Annotated in this window: 10 protein-coding genes and 6 tRNA genes; 6 read left to right on the top strand and 10 right to left on the bottom strand. The window is 55.6% G+C overall.

From position 1 onward, the window contains the following. The 9 genes from IE090_RS17250 to IE090_RS17290 form a co-directional block, all read right to left on the bottom strand. A partial coding sequence (locus tag IE090_RS17250; protein WP_268247128.1) for an IS110 family RNA-guided transposase occupies positions 1–573 on the bottom strand: 573 nt, incomplete at its 3' end. A gap of 334 nt (positions 574–907) precedes the next feature. Further along, a tRNA-Asp gene (locus IE090_RS17255) sits at positions 908–984 on the bottom strand. Between the two features lie 37 nt (positions 985–1,021). Then, positions 1,022–1,097, bottom strand: a tRNA-Val gene (locus IE090_RS17260). Positions 1,098–1,229: 132 nt separating this feature from the next. Beyond that, positions 1,230–1,306 (bottom strand) — tRNA-Asp (locus tag IE090_RS17265). A 45-nt stretch (positions 1,307–1,351) separates the two neighbouring features. After that, positions 1,352–1,427, bottom strand: a tRNA-Val gene (locus IE090_RS17270). Positions 1,428–1,586: 159 nt separating this feature from the next. Next, positions 1,587–1,663: transfer RNA gene (locus IE090_RS17275), tRNA-Asp, on the bottom strand. A 22-nt stretch (positions 1,664–1,685) separates the two neighbouring features. Next, positions 1,686–1,761 (bottom strand) — tRNA-Val (locus tag IE090_RS17280). Positions 1,762–1,896: 135 nt separating this feature from the next. Further along, positions 1,897–5,019 (bottom strand): efflux RND transporter permease subunit, encoded by a 3,123-nt coding sequence (locus IE090_RS17285; protein WP_189390373.1) that lies wholly within the window; start codon positions 5,017–5,019, stop codon positions 1,897–1,899. 3 nt (positions 5,020–5,022) lie between these two features. Further along, positions 5,023–6,159, bottom strand: coding sequence for an efflux RND transporter periplasmic adaptor subunit (locus IE090_RS17290; RefSeq protein WP_189390374.1), 1,137 nt, complete (start codon positions 6,157–6,159; stop codon positions 5,023–5,025). Positions 6,160–6,353: 194 nt separating this feature from the next. Between IE090_RS17290 and IE090_RS17295 the strand changes: the two genes are divergently transcribed. The 4 genes from IE090_RS17295 (at position 6,354) to IE090_RS17310 (ending at position 10,839) form a co-directional block, all read left to right on the top strand. After that, complete coding sequence (locus tag IE090_RS17295; protein ID WP_308428511.1) at positions 6,354–8,291, top strand: ATP-binding cassette domain-containing protein; 1,938 nt, start codon at positions 6,354–6,356, stop codon at positions 8,289–8,291. Next, the gene (locus tag IE090_RS17300; RefSeq protein WP_189390375.1) at positions 8,288–8,776 is read left to right on the top strand and encodes a hypothetical protein; all 489 of its coding nucleotides are present in this window, start codon (positions 8,288–8,290) and stop codon (positions 8,774–8,776) included. The genes IE090_RS17295 and IE090_RS17300 overlap by 4 nt, the downstream gene beginning before the upstream one ends. A 128-nt stretch (positions 8,777–8,904) precedes the next feature. After that, on the top strand, positions 8,905–9,621 hold the full coding sequence (locus IE090_RS17305; RefSeq protein ID WP_189390376.1) for a polymer-forming cytoskeletal protein: 717 nt from the start codon (positions 8,905–8,907) through the stop codon (positions 9,619–9,621). A gap of 9 nt (positions 9,622–9,630) precedes the next feature. Then, positions 9,631–10,839, top strand: coding sequence for a class I SAM-dependent methyltransferase (locus IE090_RS17310; RefSeq protein ID WP_189390377.1), 1,209 nt, complete (start codon positions 9,631–9,633; stop codon positions 10,837–10,839). Here the strand turns inward: IE090_RS17310 and IE090_RS17315 are convergent. Beyond that, positions 10,836–11,360 (bottom strand): glycine cleavage system transcriptional repressor, encoded by a 525-nt coding sequence (locus tag IE090_RS17315; RefSeq protein WP_189390378.1) that lies wholly within the window; start codon positions 11,358–11,360, stop codon positions 10,836–10,838. The two genes, IE090_RS17310 and IE090_RS17315, sit on opposite strands and share 4 nt — an antisense overlap. Before the next feature lie 179 nt (positions 11,361–11,539). Between IE090_RS17315 and IE090_RS17320 the strand changes: the two genes are divergently transcribed. Continuing rightward, positions 11,540–12,835, top strand: coding sequence for a homoserine dehydrogenase (locus IE090_RS17320; RefSeq protein ID WP_189390379.1), 1,296 nt, complete (start codon positions 11,540–11,542; stop codon positions 12,833–12,835). 80 nt (positions 12,836–12,915) lie between these two features. Further along, positions 12,916–13,647: a sulfite exporter TauE/SafE family protein gene (locus tag IE090_RS17325; RefSeq protein WP_189390380.1), complete on the top strand. Its 732-nt coding sequence runs from the start codon at positions 12,916–12,918 to the stop codon at positions 13,645–13,647. Positions 13,648–13,671 lie beyond the last annotated feature (24 nt).

Here is a 13,671-nt window from a genome sequence, read left to right on the forward strand (position 1 = left end):
CGGACCAATGCCGGGGATGGTTTGCAGATACTGGCACTCTTCATTTTTTGCGGCGTAGTCTGCGAGCACTTTTCTCAGGTGCTCAAGCCGACGACTCAGAGAGTCGTATTCAACCAATGTGTGCTCAATCTCTTTACGAATAATGGCAGATAAGGCTGGGTCTTCCATCGCCTCCCTCAGCTTCACTGCTAGGGCTTCAATGCCTTCTGGAAAACTGTAACCATAATCGGCCAATAAACCGCGCATTTGATTCATTAATCCGGTTCGAGTCGCCACGCACCGTTCGCGAATGCGATGCAACACTTGGATATCCTGCTGCGACTCTGATTTAACCGGTACCATACGCATGCCAGGTCGTCGTGCTGCTTCTGCAATCGCCAACGCATCGTTGCGATCATTTTTATTGCCGCGCACAAAAGGCGTAACGTGTTGTGCTGGAATCAAACCCACATGATGACCGGCCTGCTGTGCATATCGCCCCCAGTAGTGAGATGAATAACAGGCTTCCATAAAGACCTGAGATGGCTCATACGTGGTCAAAAACTCTTTAAATTTTGGTCGACTTAGACGCAGGCTTTTGACGACCTAAGTCCTAAGCGTGACTGTCTCGATTTTTCTTATGCTTCTCTAAGCGTGACTGTCTCGATTTTTGTGACTGTCTCGATTTTTTGAAGTAAGCAGCCATGCTTCTCTAAGCGTGACTGTCTCAATTTTTCTCGGACTCGTCGTGATTTCAAAATAAGAAAGAGTAGGGGTCTAAATCTTTAAAAAAAGATGGCGGACGACTGGGCGGCATTCCGCGGACGCGACTGGGCCGACATTTCGGACCGCGACCAAGGCTAATGTAATCAGCGCTTATCTTCAGGAAGAGTTCAAAAATAGTAGGGGTCTAGATCTTTAAGAAATATGGCGGACTGGACGGGACTCGAACCCGCGACCCCCGGCGTGACAGGCCGGTATTCTAACCAACTGAACTACCAGTCCGCATTGTGTGATGCTTTGCCAGAAAACATCAATGTTTTGGTGGGTGGTGACGGGATCGAACCGCCGACCCTCTGCTTGTAAGGCAGATGCTCTCCCAGCTGAGCTAACCACCCATTTTCGATTCACTAAACGATGCGCTACAAGTTGTATGCATGCGTTTATCGAGTCGATAAACGGTGTCTTGCATTGATTAAGACTTGGCTTAATCAGGATCAAGGCTAATAACATCAGCGCAAGATCAAAAATGGCGGACTGGACGGGACTCGAACCCGCGACCCCCGGCGTGACAGGCCGGTATTCTAACCAACTGAACTACCAGTCCACATTGTCTTGATGAGTTGCTGTCACACAAAACATCAACAAGTTTTGGTGGGTGGTGACGGGATCGAACCGCCGACCCTCTGCTTGTAAGGCAGATGCTCTCCCAGCTGAGCTAACCACCCGATTTTCGATTCAGTAAACAATGTGTTACCAAGTCGACAAACGGTTTTGGAACTATGCCAAGGCTAACCAAGTTAGCTTAACTTCGGACTGAACGTGACCCGACTGGGCCGACATTTCGGACCGTGACCAAGGCTAATAAAATCAGCACAAGATCATAATGGCGGACTGGACGGGACTCGAACCCGCGACCCCCGGCGTGACAGGCCGGTATTCTAACCAACTGAACTACCAGTCCAATTCCAAATTTTCTGCTTCGGTGGTGGGTGGTGACGGGATCGAACCGCCGACCCTCTGCTTGTAAGGCAGATGCTCTCCCAGCTGAGCTAACCACCCTCTCCGAAAGCAGGTGGGCATTCTACTCACAGCAGCGCTCATGTCAAACGAATTTCTAAAAAAATTTTAAATTAATTCAGTTACTTGCAGATTTCGGGCGGAACTGGCTACGCGCTAACCAGTTCCGCTCAAATATCATGCAGCGGCCATTTTTAACTGTCGTGACTTTTTACGATCGCCCAGCACCAGCAGGCAAGGCGTCAGAATCAAGGTCAGTACAGTGGCAAAGGCCAAGCCACCGGCAATGGCGGTGGACAGCTGTGTCCACCACTGCGAGCTGGGGGCGCCCACGGTAAAGTGCTGGTTCAGCAAGTCGATGTTCCACTGCATCACCATCGGCATCAGCCCTAAGATGGTGGTAATGGCGGTCAGCAATACCGGGCGCATACGCTGGGCGCCGGTGCGCAGCGCGGCTTCCATTGGGTCCAGGCCGCCTTCTACCAGGCGCTTATAGGTGTCGATCAAGACGATGTTGTTGTTGACCACAATACCGGCCAGAGCAATCACACCCACGCCGCTCATGACGATGCCAAACGGTTCGCCGCGGATCAGCAGCCCCATCAATACGCCCACAATGGACAGCACAATGGCGCTCATAATCAGGCTGGCCTGATAAAAGCTGTTGAACTGGGTGACCAAAATGGTGGCCATCACAAACAGCGCCACACCAAAGGCCGAGGCCAGGAAGGAGCCGGTTTCTTCCATTTGCTCGGCATCACCGCGGAAGCGCGGTGTGACACCGGCCTCGCGCCAGTCAAACTGCTTTAGCTGCTCGGCCAATTGCAGGGTCTTTTGGTTGGCGTTGACGCCTTCTTTGACATTGGCCGTCAGCCGATAGCGGCGGTCGCCATCGATGCGTACCAGATCTCCAGAGCGCGGTACCGCCTGGCGCTGCATAAAGTTGCTCAGTGGCACCAGCCCCATGGGGGTGGAGATGTTGATGTGCTCAAACTGGTCGATGGAGCGCGACGCCGCTGGGTAGCGCAACAGGATTTCGACCTCGTCGTCGCTGTAATCCGGCTGGAACTCGCCCACTTGCTGGCCGCCGGTGATCATACGAATCAGCGAGCCGGTGCTGGCAATGTCAGTGCCGTAGCGGGTGGCTTGCTCGCGGTTGATGTTGAACTGCCACTCAACACCGTCCAGCGGGCGGTCGTCGCGTACGTCCTTAAGCTCAGGGTCTTGCTCAAACAAAACCCGCACTTTATCCAGCATGGTGGAGATGGCGTCGGCATCGCTGCCGGTGAGCTGCAATTGAATGTCCGTGCCGGAGGGCGGCCCGCCTTCTTTTTTCTGGGTTTCAATAATCAGGCCGGGCAAATCGGCGGTGCGCGCTTCGATGTCCGCCAAAATAGCATTGGCTGGGCGCCTGTGCTCCCAGTTCACCAGTTCGATTTGAATGCGGCCAATGACATCCTTGGCGGCGTCATTGGGCGGGCTAACAAAAGAGGCGGTGTAAATGGATTCAATCTCGGCCATGTCGTAGATACGCGCTTCTACTTTGTGTACCAGTGCTTCGCGCTCTTGCATCGACAAGTTGCCGCGAGCGCGAATATCCACCAGGCCGATGTCAGCATCCACGTCGGGGAAGAACTCCACCCCATGGCCCAGCTGACCATAAATGGCAAAGGAGCCAAACAGTGCGGCAATGGCCATGGCCAAGACCCATAAAGGGCGCTGCAAGGCTTTGCGCAACAGGCGAATATAGCCGCCGGTAAAGCCTTTGATGTCGTCAAAACGGCCTTGCTCAGCCGCCTCAATGGCTTTTAGCGCCTCGATCTTATGGTGCGAAGTGCCACCGATCAGCGCGCCGACGGTGGGCACCACGATCAGCGCCATAATCAGTGAGGCACTTAAGGTAAACAGCAAGGTTAACGGCAAAAAGCCCATAAATTCGCCGGTAACGCCGGGCCAAAACAGCAGCGGGAAAAACACCGCCAGGGTGGTGGCGGTGGAAGCAATAATGGGCCAGGCCATGCGCTTGGCGCCTTCGGCGTAGGCTTGGCGTGAGCTGGCGCCCTCGGCCAGGCGGCGGTCGGCGTATTCGGTCACCACAATGGCGCCATCCACCAGCATGCCGACGGATAAAATCAGTGAGAACAGCACCACCATATTGAGGGTGTAGCCCATCAGGTTGAGCACAATGATGGCCATCAAAAACGCACCGGGAATGGCCATGCCAACCATAAATGAGCTGCGAATGCCGAGGCTGCCCAGCACCAGAATCATCACCAATAAGGTGGCCACCAACACGTTGTTGAACAAATCGTTGAGCATTTCGCGAATGTAGCGCGATTCATCCTGGGTAATGCCGACCTCAATGCCCTGCGGCCAATGGGGCTTCAGCTCATTGATGGTGGCTTTGGATTGCTCAATGGTTTCAATGATATTGCTGCCGATGCGCTTTTTAATCTCCAGCGTCACCGCTTGGCGGCCATTGACGCGGGCGGCATTTTTACGGTCTTTGTACGCCAGGCGGCCAACGGCGATATCGCGAAACAGCACCACTTCATCGCCATGGGCTTTGACCGGCAAATCGAGAATGTCAGAAATACTTTCCACTCGCCCCGGCACCTTGATGCCAAAGCGACCGGCGCCGGTGTCTAGGTCTTCACTGGCCACCAGCTGGGTATTGCCACTTAACAATCGCCCCAGTTCATTGAGCGACAGGCCGTAATTATCCATGCGTGCCGGGTCGACAATGATTTCGGCGATTTCTTCGCGCTTACCGCGAATGGTGGCTTCTAAAACCCCGGGCAGGGCCTCTAGGCGCTCTTGCAGATCATCCGCCACGGCATACAACACGCGCTCGCTGATGTCGCCGGCCAGGGTGACCACCATCACCGGGAACAGAGCGACGTTAATTTCCATCACCCGCGGCTCTTTGCTTTCTAAGGGCAGCTCGCCTTTGGCGTCATCGACTTTTTGGCGCACATCCAACAGCGCCTGGTCGATGTCGACGTCGGTTAAAAACTCCAGCTGAATAGAAAGGTGGCCGCGCGTGGCGGTCGAAATCATTTCTTTCAGACCATCGAGGCCGCGCAGTTCTTTTTCTAACGGCTTATAAATCAGCGCATCGGCGTCTTCCGGCGAAATGCCATCGTGGGTCACAGAGACATAGACAATGGGGACGGTAATGTCTGGGTTGCTTTCTTTGGGAATGGTCACCAGCGTGACGATGCCCACCAGCATCACCAGGCTGAACAGCATCAGTACCGTGCGGCTGCGCTGCAAAGAAGCATCAATTAAGCTGTACATGGCTTACCCCGCACTCAGCGCTGTGTCGTTGCTGCCGGCTTCATTTTGCTTGCCCAGCTGGGTGTCTGTTGATTGAAAAAAAACTGGTTCAACTTGCTCGCCGTAATCAACAAAGCCCTGACCGACGGTAATGATGTCCGCTTGCTCGCCTAGGCCATACACCCAAATACCGTTATTGCTGGCTTTTAGCAGTTGAATCGGCTGAAAGATCACCTCGTGCTGCGCGTTAATGCCTTTTAACCCCAAGCGACCGTCGTCGCTAAGAATCAGCAAGGCGGGCGAGACAAAATAGGCGTGGGTTTCCGGCTGTGGGATATGCAGCTTGGCGGTCAGTCCGCTGGTCATATTGCCGGATGGGTTATCGACTTCCATTTCTACGGCAAAGGTGCGTGTTTGCGGATCGGCCTCGGCGGCAATAAAGCGAATCGTGCCTTCTACCCGGTCGCCATTGACCAGCTCGGCAAAGGCGGCATCGCCAATATTGACGTAGCCTGCTTCCACTTCTGCCACCTGGCCTTTTACTAAATAAGGTGAGAAATCGAGCACTGTCACAAGCGGCGCGCCGTCTTGCACAAAATCGCCCACTTCCACTTGGCGCTGGTCGACGATGCCATCAAAAGGCGCACGAATCTGGCTGGCTTGCAGCTGCAGACGGGCATTGGTGAGCTCGGCCTCGGCGCTGGCCAGCAAGGTTTGGGTACGGGCCAGCTCGGCGGCGTTGGTCAGGCCTTGCTCACGCAGTTGGCGCGCACTTTGGGCCTCTAGGCGGCGCTGCTTTAACGCCGCTTCGGCCTGCTTGACCCGAGCGGGCCAGTCGCGCGCATCCAGCTCCAGAATTAAATCTCCCGCCTTTACTGGCTCGCCTTTGCGCTTGTGAATGGCGATGACCTTGGCGCGCAGTTCTGAGCGCACCGTCACACTGCGGTTGGCTGCGGTATGGGCCGAGACCGTGATGTTGCGCTGCATCATTTCACCCTGCATGCGCTCGACCTGCACCCGTGTTAGGCCTTGCTCCATCAAAAGTGGCCTTGGGTTGTGGAACTCTTCTTCAGGTTTGAGGGCTCCGGCCAGCATCCACAGGATCATGGCCGCTAGCAGCGCTAAGGCGGCGATGTGACCTTTATTTAGCTTTATTGTCATGGTGTGCATCCGTTTAACGGCGAGAAAAATTAGGCCCTGACATTATGTTGCGCTGAAACGGTGCGCATAGGGGTAGCTGGGCCTTTTCGGCGCTCCAGTAAACAACAGACTGTTGCGTTTTCCAATGTTTGCACCGCCATTCGCTCGTGGCGCCGCGGTCACGTATACTGCCGCGCTTAAATACACGGGAACAGATGTCAAAAGTCATGGTGTTGCTGCAGCTAAAAGATGTGGAACTGGCCTTCGGTGACCACGTACTGCTTGATCGCGTTAATGTAGAAATTCACGCCGGTGAGCGGGTGTGTGTGGTGGGGCGCAACGGCGCCGGTAAATCGACTTTGCTGAAAATGCTGCAAGGCGATGTGGTGGCCGACGATGGCGTGGTGCAACGTCGCGACATGCTGCGCATTGCCACCTTGCAACAGGAGCTGCCGCAAGCGCACTCGGCGCCGGTCTACGATGTGGTGGCCCAGGGCTTGGGCGAAGTGGGCGAGATCATTGCCCAATATCACGACGAAACTGCGCGCGGCAGTGACGCCGATTTAAAAAAGCTGGAGCGCTTGCAAAGCCGCATCGAAGCCGCCGATGGCTGGAGCTGGCAGCAAAAAGTCGAAGCCATTATTGACCGTTTAAACCTGCCGGCGGAAACGCCGTTTGATCGGCTTTCTGGCGGTTGGCAGCGTCGCGTGATGCTGGCGCGGGCATTGGTGGTGGAGCCGGAGCTGCTGATTCTCGATGAGCCTACCAACCATATGGATGTGGCGACCATCGAATGGCTCGAAGAGCAGCTCAAACAGTTTAACGGCACCTTGGTTTTTATCAGCCACGACCGTGCCTTTGTGCAGCACTTGGCGACGCGCATTTTGGATCTCGACCGTGGCCATATTTACAGCTGGGATGGCGACTACCAAAGCTTTTTGGGCTATCGCGAAAAACGCCTGGAAGACGAAGCCACGCAAAACGCGCTGTTTGATAAGCGCCTGGCGGAAGAAGAAAAATGGATTCGCCAAGGCATTAAAGCCCGCCGCACCCGCAACGAAGGACGGGTTGAGCGGTTAAAAGCCATGCGCACTGAGCGCAAAGCGCGACGCGAAGTGCAGGGCAGTGCCAACCTCAGTCTTAACAGCGGCGACAGCTCTGGCAAGTTGGTGTTTGAACTGGACGACGTGCGCTTTGCCTGGGCCGATGAGCAACCGCAAGTGGCCGGTTTCACCACCACGGTCTTGCGCGGTGATCGCATTGGCTTGGTCGGCCCCAATGGCGTTGGCAAAAGTACCTTGCTCAAGCTGCTGTTGGGCAACTTGCAGCCACAAGCGGGCCGTTTAAAAACCGGCACGCGCTTGGAGGTCGCGTATTTTGATCAAGCCCGTCATCAGTTAGATGAAGACAAGTCCATTGCTGATAACGTGGCCGATGGCAAAGATCACGTCATTGTGAACGGCAACAGCCGCCATATTATTGGTTATTTGGGTGACTTCTTATTCTCTGGCGAGCGAGCGCGCACGCCCGTGCGGGCCTTGTCTGGCGGTGAGCGCAACCGCGTGTTGTTGGCCAAGTTGTTTTTAAAACCCTGCAACCTGCTGGTGATGGACGAACCGACCAACGACCTGGATGTAGAAACGCTGGAGCTATTGGAAGAAAAGCTGGCCGAATACGATGGCACCTTGCTGCTGGTCAGCCACGACCGGGCCTTTATCGACAATGTGGTGACGCAGTTGTGGGTGTTCAGCCCTGGCGGTCATATTGATGAGCATGTTGGCGGTTACAGCGACTGGTTTGAGCGCACCCGCGAGCAACGCCAGCAAGCCCAGGCCCAAACCCGAATGCAGAGCCAGGCGCAGGATAAAGCCGCCAAGTCGGCGGCTAAAGCAGCCGAAACTCAGCCTGAAGCGGCGGCGACTAAGGGCAAAAAGCTGTCGTATAAATTGCAACGCGAACTGGATGCCCTGCCAGATCAAATAGCGGCAGCGGAAGCAAAGCGCGACGAGTTGCTGGCGCTGACCTCCAGTGCCGATTTTTATAGCCAAAGCAGTGATTATGTGCAGCAACAGTTAGCACTATTAACCGCCGCTGAAGAACAGCTCAATCAGCTCGAAGAGCGCTGGCTGGAGCTGGAGGAAATGGCCTCATGAGCATGTGGATTATTCCTTTGGTGGTGCTGGCCATCGCCGGTTCTGTGTTTTGGTTGCGCCCCAGCCCGCGCGACCGGCACTTAGCCGACCTGCGTTTAGAGGCGATGAAGCTGGGCCTGCAAGTGCGGCAGTACACCTTTAAACCGCAGTCGGATAAAAACGGCGTGCGCGATAACGTGATGGCCACGTCATACACCTTGCTGGCGCCGGGCAACCCGAAAGCCGGTGAATTGCGCTATCGCGTGGTGGGCCAACGCGCTTGGGATAACGACGGTCTGCCGGAAGGGCTGTGGTGGGATACCGAAGCAACAGGCGCTGAGCGCGAGGCATTGCTGGCTAAGTTGCACCAGCACTTACCGCAGCTGGAAGATGATTTATTGATGCTGGAGGCCGACCAGCGCCGCGTGACCATGATGGTGGCCGAGCGCCCGACCGCCAAGGCGCAAAATTACCACGCGTTTTTAACGCAGTTGCTAGCGCAGTGATATAAGGGCACAGACGCAGTGATATAAATCACAGGCGCAGAGAAAAACACGCAGCATTGCCCCCGGCTGCCTATACTGGTTGAGTTTAATGATCGAGCCAATCACGAAGGATACGTATAGGGGGAAACATGGCCAATCCACTCGACCCGAAGGGTGCCAGCGATGGCGACAGCAAAAGCTACACCTCGGGGGTGACCAACTACAACACTGGCTTATCTGGCAATGCCGGTGGCAATCCAACGGCTAATCCAACGGCTAATCCAACGGCTAATCCAACGGCTAATCCAACGTCAGTGCCCAATAACGAGTCAAATAGCGCCGAGCCCAGTGCTCGCTCAGCCGATGTATCTGTGGTGGGCAAAAAAATCAGTATTCGCGGCGAACTGGTAGGCAGTGAAGATTTGCACATCGAAGGCTCGGTGGAAGGCACCATTCGCATGAGTGGCCAGCACTTATCCATTGGCCGTGAAGGCAATGTCAGCGCCAACGTGCATGCGCAAAACATTGTGATTGACGGCACCCTTACCGGCGATGTGCTGGCCGAAGAGCTGATCAATATTTGCAGCACTGCAGTGGTGAAAGGCAATTTGACTGCGCCGCGTATCCAACTTGATGACGGTGGTAAGTTCCGCGGTTCGATGGATATGGTCGATAGCAATGAGGAGCTAAAAGAGCGGCGTAACGCGTTTCAAGACAAATTAGTCCACCCCCATTTGCCCGCTGCCGAGCATAAAGCCGACAACAAACCGAAAAACGACAAACCGGTTGAAAAGGCGCCCGAAAAACCAGCCGATAAAGCACCCGACCCAGCCCATGCCGGCAAGGTTCCTCCCGGCAAAAACTAGCAGCATTTTATGCACCACTTCTCGCCAGAGCTTCAGGCTCTGGCACAGCATCACATCAGCCCAGGTGGGCGCATTTTAGATTTAGGCGCCTCCACCACCGGCACCACTCAGGTGTTTTTGCAACGCCAATGCTCGTGCAGCATCGAGGACATACCAGAGCTTCTGGATCAGCTCGGTGATGACGATATGCTCAGTGCGATTGATGAGCATTTGCTCGATAAACCAGCGCAGGTGCAGTTTGATTTGGTGCTGTGCTGGGACTTGCTCAGTTTTTTAAGCCCAGACGCCATTAAGCATTTATTTGAGCGCTTAGCGCCGCATTTTCATGCCGGCACGCGGCTGCATTTAATCCAGCCGGGCGGTCGAGCATTGCCCACTCGGCCTTTGCAATGGCGCTTGGCGCAGGATTTTCATTTTGATTATCAGCCCAGTAGCGGCCCAGAAATCAGCGCTTGGCGCCACACCACAGTGACGCTGCAGCGCAGCTTGCATCCCTTTACCTTAGTGGAGTCGGCGCTGCCCTCTGGCCCGCAGGCCTTGGCTGAATACGTGCTCGAATACGACGCCCGCGCCGCAGATAAACAATTGCGCCATGTGGCCAGCGCGCCAATGATGCCTGTGGCGGCCAGCGCCAGTGCGCAATTTATAGCGCTACCTCTGTTGCAGGCGCTGCTGGCCGAGTTACCAGCGTCGGCACAAGTGTTGGACTGTGGCAGCAAGCATGGGCGGCAGTTAACCGGCTTGCATGAACGTGTGGCACGCTTGTATGTGGAAGACGTACTGGCCTCCATGGCCTGGCATCAACAACAGCGGCAAGAGCAACAAGGCGACAGCGAGCACAGCTTTAGTGAAGCCATGCTGAATTATCGAGCCGGTACCGAGCTGGATGCGATTTTGCTGTGGGACGTGGCCGGCTATTTAAACGAGCAGCAGTTGCAGCAATTGCAGCCGTTGCTGATGCGCATTTTGCGTGCCCATGGCAGCCTGCATTTAATGCTGTTTAATCGCAGCGGCTTACCGAAAACGCCGGTGAAGGTCGAGGTGTTGAGTGATGGCGAGTGTCGCCTGCTTGGCAGCCCATTGGGGGAGGCGGCCAGACCGCCGCTATCAACCATTCGCTTATTGCAGCAGTTGTCTGGCTTTGTCCTGCGCCGCCATCAGTTAGGTCAGCTGGCTGACGGCACCGGCTTTCATGAATACTGGTTTGAGCGCGCTTAGAGAGAGCCTAGCTCCACCATTAAATCGTCCGACAATGCCTCAACCGTGGCCTGCACGTCGTCTAATTCCATGCCATTGGGAATGCGCAACAGTGCTTGGGCACGAAACAGCGGCACCGCCGACATTTCTGCGCTGTCACAGCTGGAGGTAAACTCCAACACGTTGACGTGAATGCGCGCCAGCGCGGTTGATACTTCACGTACGATGCCAGGGCGGTCATTGCCGACCAAGCTCAATTGCAAATCTTGGGTGGTGCGCTCGGTGGCCAGCTCAGCGGCGGCATCGGAGGATTCAGCATTGACCAAAATGCCGCGCTCACGCAGCTCGGCCAGGGCAGAGATCAGCGCCACGCTGTCTTGTTCGCTGACGCCTACGCGCACGATGCCGGCAAACTTACCAGCCATGTGGGCCATGCGACTTTCCAGCCAGTTGCCTTGGTGGTCACTGACGACGGCGGCGACTTGCTCAACAATGCCGGGTTGGTCATCGGCGATGACGGTCAGTACCAACGAAATAGTCATAGTCTGTTCCTTTTAAGTTTTGAGCTGAAAAAATATCACAACCAGCCAGTGATGAAATCCCGCTTGGCCCGTACAGGTGCTGGCGCTGCCAATAGGCTGCTTTTATGTGGTACATTGCGGCCAGTCGGCCTGTTCATTTTGGCCGCAATTACCATAACAATGCTCGAGGAGACGCGACGGTGAAACCGGTAAAAGTAGGTATCTGTGGTCTTGGTACAGTCGGTGGCGGCACATTTGGTGTGCTCACCACAAACGCACAAAATATTACCCGCCGGGCTGGTCGCGAAATTATGGTAGAGCAAATTGCTACCCGTCATCCCAACCCAGATTATGACACCAGCGGCGTCAATATTACCGACGATGTGTTCGCCGTGGCGCAAAACCCAGACATCGACATCGTAGTTGAGCTGATCGGTGGCTACGACGTGGCAAAAAAACTGGTGCTGACAGCGATTGAAAACGGCAAGCACGTGGTCACTGCCAATAAAGCCTTGATCGCCGAGCACGGCAGCGAGATTTTTGCCGCCGCCGAAGCCAAGGGCGTATCTGTGATGTACGAAGCGGCCATCGCTGGCGGCATTCCCATCGTTAAAGCCCTGCGCGAGGGCTTGGCGGCCAACCGCATCAACTGGCTGGCGGGCATTATTAACGGCACCGGTAATTTCATTTTGACGGAAATGCGCGACAAGGGCCGCGACTTTGCCGATGTGTTAGCCGAAGCGCAGGAGCTGGGTTATGCCGAAGCGGACCCGACGTTTGATGTCGAGGGCATTGATGCCGCGCATAAGCTGACCATTCTTGCGTCCATTGCCTATGGCATTCCGCTGCAGTTTGATCGCTGCTACACCGAGGGCATCAGCACCATTACCACTGAAGATGTGCAATACGCCGAAGAGTTGGGCTATCGCATCAAGCATTTGGGTATCAGCTGCCAGACGCCGCAAGGCATTGATTTGCGCGTGCATCCAACCATGGTGCCCGCCGCGCGGCCGATCGCCAACGTCGATGGCGTATTGAATGCCGTGATGGTGAATGGCAATGCCGTGGGCGACACCATGTATGTGGGCGCTGGCGCTGGCGCCGGCCCGACCGCTTCCGCCGTGGTCGCTGATATCATTGATCTGGCGCGCTCTCTGGAAGCAGACAGCGAAGCGCGTGTCAGTCACTTGGCCTACAACAAGGTGGAAGACGAGCAGGTGCTGCCGATCGAAGACATCGAAACGGCTTACTATTTGCGCATCCAGGCCGTTGATAAAGCCGGTGTGTTGGCCAGTGTGGCGACCTTGCTCAGTGAGCGCGGCATCAGCATTGAGGCCATCATTCAGCGCGAACCGGCGCCGGGTGAAGAGCTGGCGCAGATTATTTTGCTGACTCACCGCATTCAGGAAAAGGTCATGAATGAAGCCATGATCGCGATTGAAGGCTTGAGCAGCGTCGTCGGTCAGGTGACGCGTATACGCGTCGAGCATCTTTAAGCTATTTGACAGTTTTAACGTCACTGGCAAAGGCAGCGGGTAGATCATCTACCCGCTGCCTTTTTTAGTTGGAGAATAGGATGGCCGATGTGCCGCTCAGTGTGCTGCAGTTAGTGCTCGCCAACTTAGCGATTGCCGCCGGTGCTTTGCTGCAAGGCGTAGCCGGCTATGGCATCGGCACTTTATCGGCGCCGCTGCTGTTTTTAATCAGCCCATTGCTGGTGCCGGGCACGTTAACCATGAATGCCATGGTGCTGACGGTGATGATGCTGCTGCGCAATCGCACCCATATGAGTTTTGCACCGGTGCGCCATGCCATGTCCGGCGCACTGTTGGGCACCTTGCTGGCCGTGGCGGTGATGACGGTGTTATCGCCATCCGGCTTTGGCTTGGTATTTGGCACCTTGATATTGCTGGCGGTGGGGTTGAGTGTGGCCGGTTTGCAGCCAGCATTAACGCCCACCAACAGTGTTTTGGCGGGCACCTTATCTGGCTTTATGGGCACCATAACCGCCGTCGGTGGACCGCCCATCGCACTGATTTATCAGCGCCAACCGGCAGAGCTGGTGCGGGCAAATCTGTCCGCCTTTTTCTTATTTGGCAGCGTGGCGGCCTTTATTGGGCTGTTAGCGTCGGGCTTTATTCATCGGCTAGAAGTCACTTTGTTTGCATTGACGGTGCCGGGGGTGGTGTTGGGGTTTTGGCTGTCTGGGCGCTTGGTGCACAAAGTGCCGGCGGGCAGTTTGCGACCGCTGATTTTATTGATCGCCGCCGCCTCAGGCACGGCGGCGATTGCGCGGGAGCTTTTGTGATATCAGCCTGCGAAGACGACCGCC

Source organism: Bacterioplanes sanyensis, from assembly GCF_014652515.1.
In the GTDB taxonomy this organism is placed as follows: Bacteria; Pseudomonadota; Gammaproteobacteria; order Pseudomonadales; family Oceanobacteraceae; genus Bacterioplanes; species Bacterioplanes sanyensis.

What these genes read in the sequence shown, in the direction of transcription:
- IE090_RS17290 (WP_189390374.1), bottom strand. Translation starts at nt 6,159, where the DNA reads ATGACAATAAAGCTAAATAAAGGTCACATCGCCGCCTTAGCGCTGCTA.
- IE090_RS17300 (WP_189390375.1), top strand. Translation starts at nt 8,288, where the DNA reads ATGAGCATGTGGATTATTCCTTTGGTGGTGCTGGCCATCGCCGGTTCT.
- IE090_RS17305 (WP_189390376.1), top strand. Translation starts at nt 8,905, where the DNA reads ATGGCCAATCCACTCGACCCGAAGGGTGCCAGCGATGGCGACAGCAAA.
- IE090_RS17315 (WP_189390378.1), bottom strand. Translation starts at nt 11,360, where the DNA reads ATGACTATTTCGTTGGTACTGACCGTCATCGCCGATGACCAACCCGGC.
- IE090_RS17285 (WP_189390373.1), bottom strand. Translation starts at nt 5,019, where the DNA reads ATGTACAGCTTAATTGATGCTTCTTTGCAGCGCAGCCGCACGGTACTG.
- IE090_RS17325 (WP_189390380.1), top strand. Translation starts at nt 12,916, where the DNA reads ATGGCCGATGTGCCGCTCAGTGTGCTGCAGTTAGTGCTCGCCAACTTA.
- IE090_RS17310 (WP_189390377.1), top strand. Translation starts at nt 9,631, where the DNA reads ATGCACCACTTCTCGCCAGAGCTTCAGGCTCTGGCACAGCATCACATC.
- IE090_RS17295 (WP_308428511.1), top strand. Translation starts at nt 6,354, where the DNA reads ATGTCAAAAGTCATGGTGTTGCTGCAGCTAAAAGATGTGGAACTGGCC.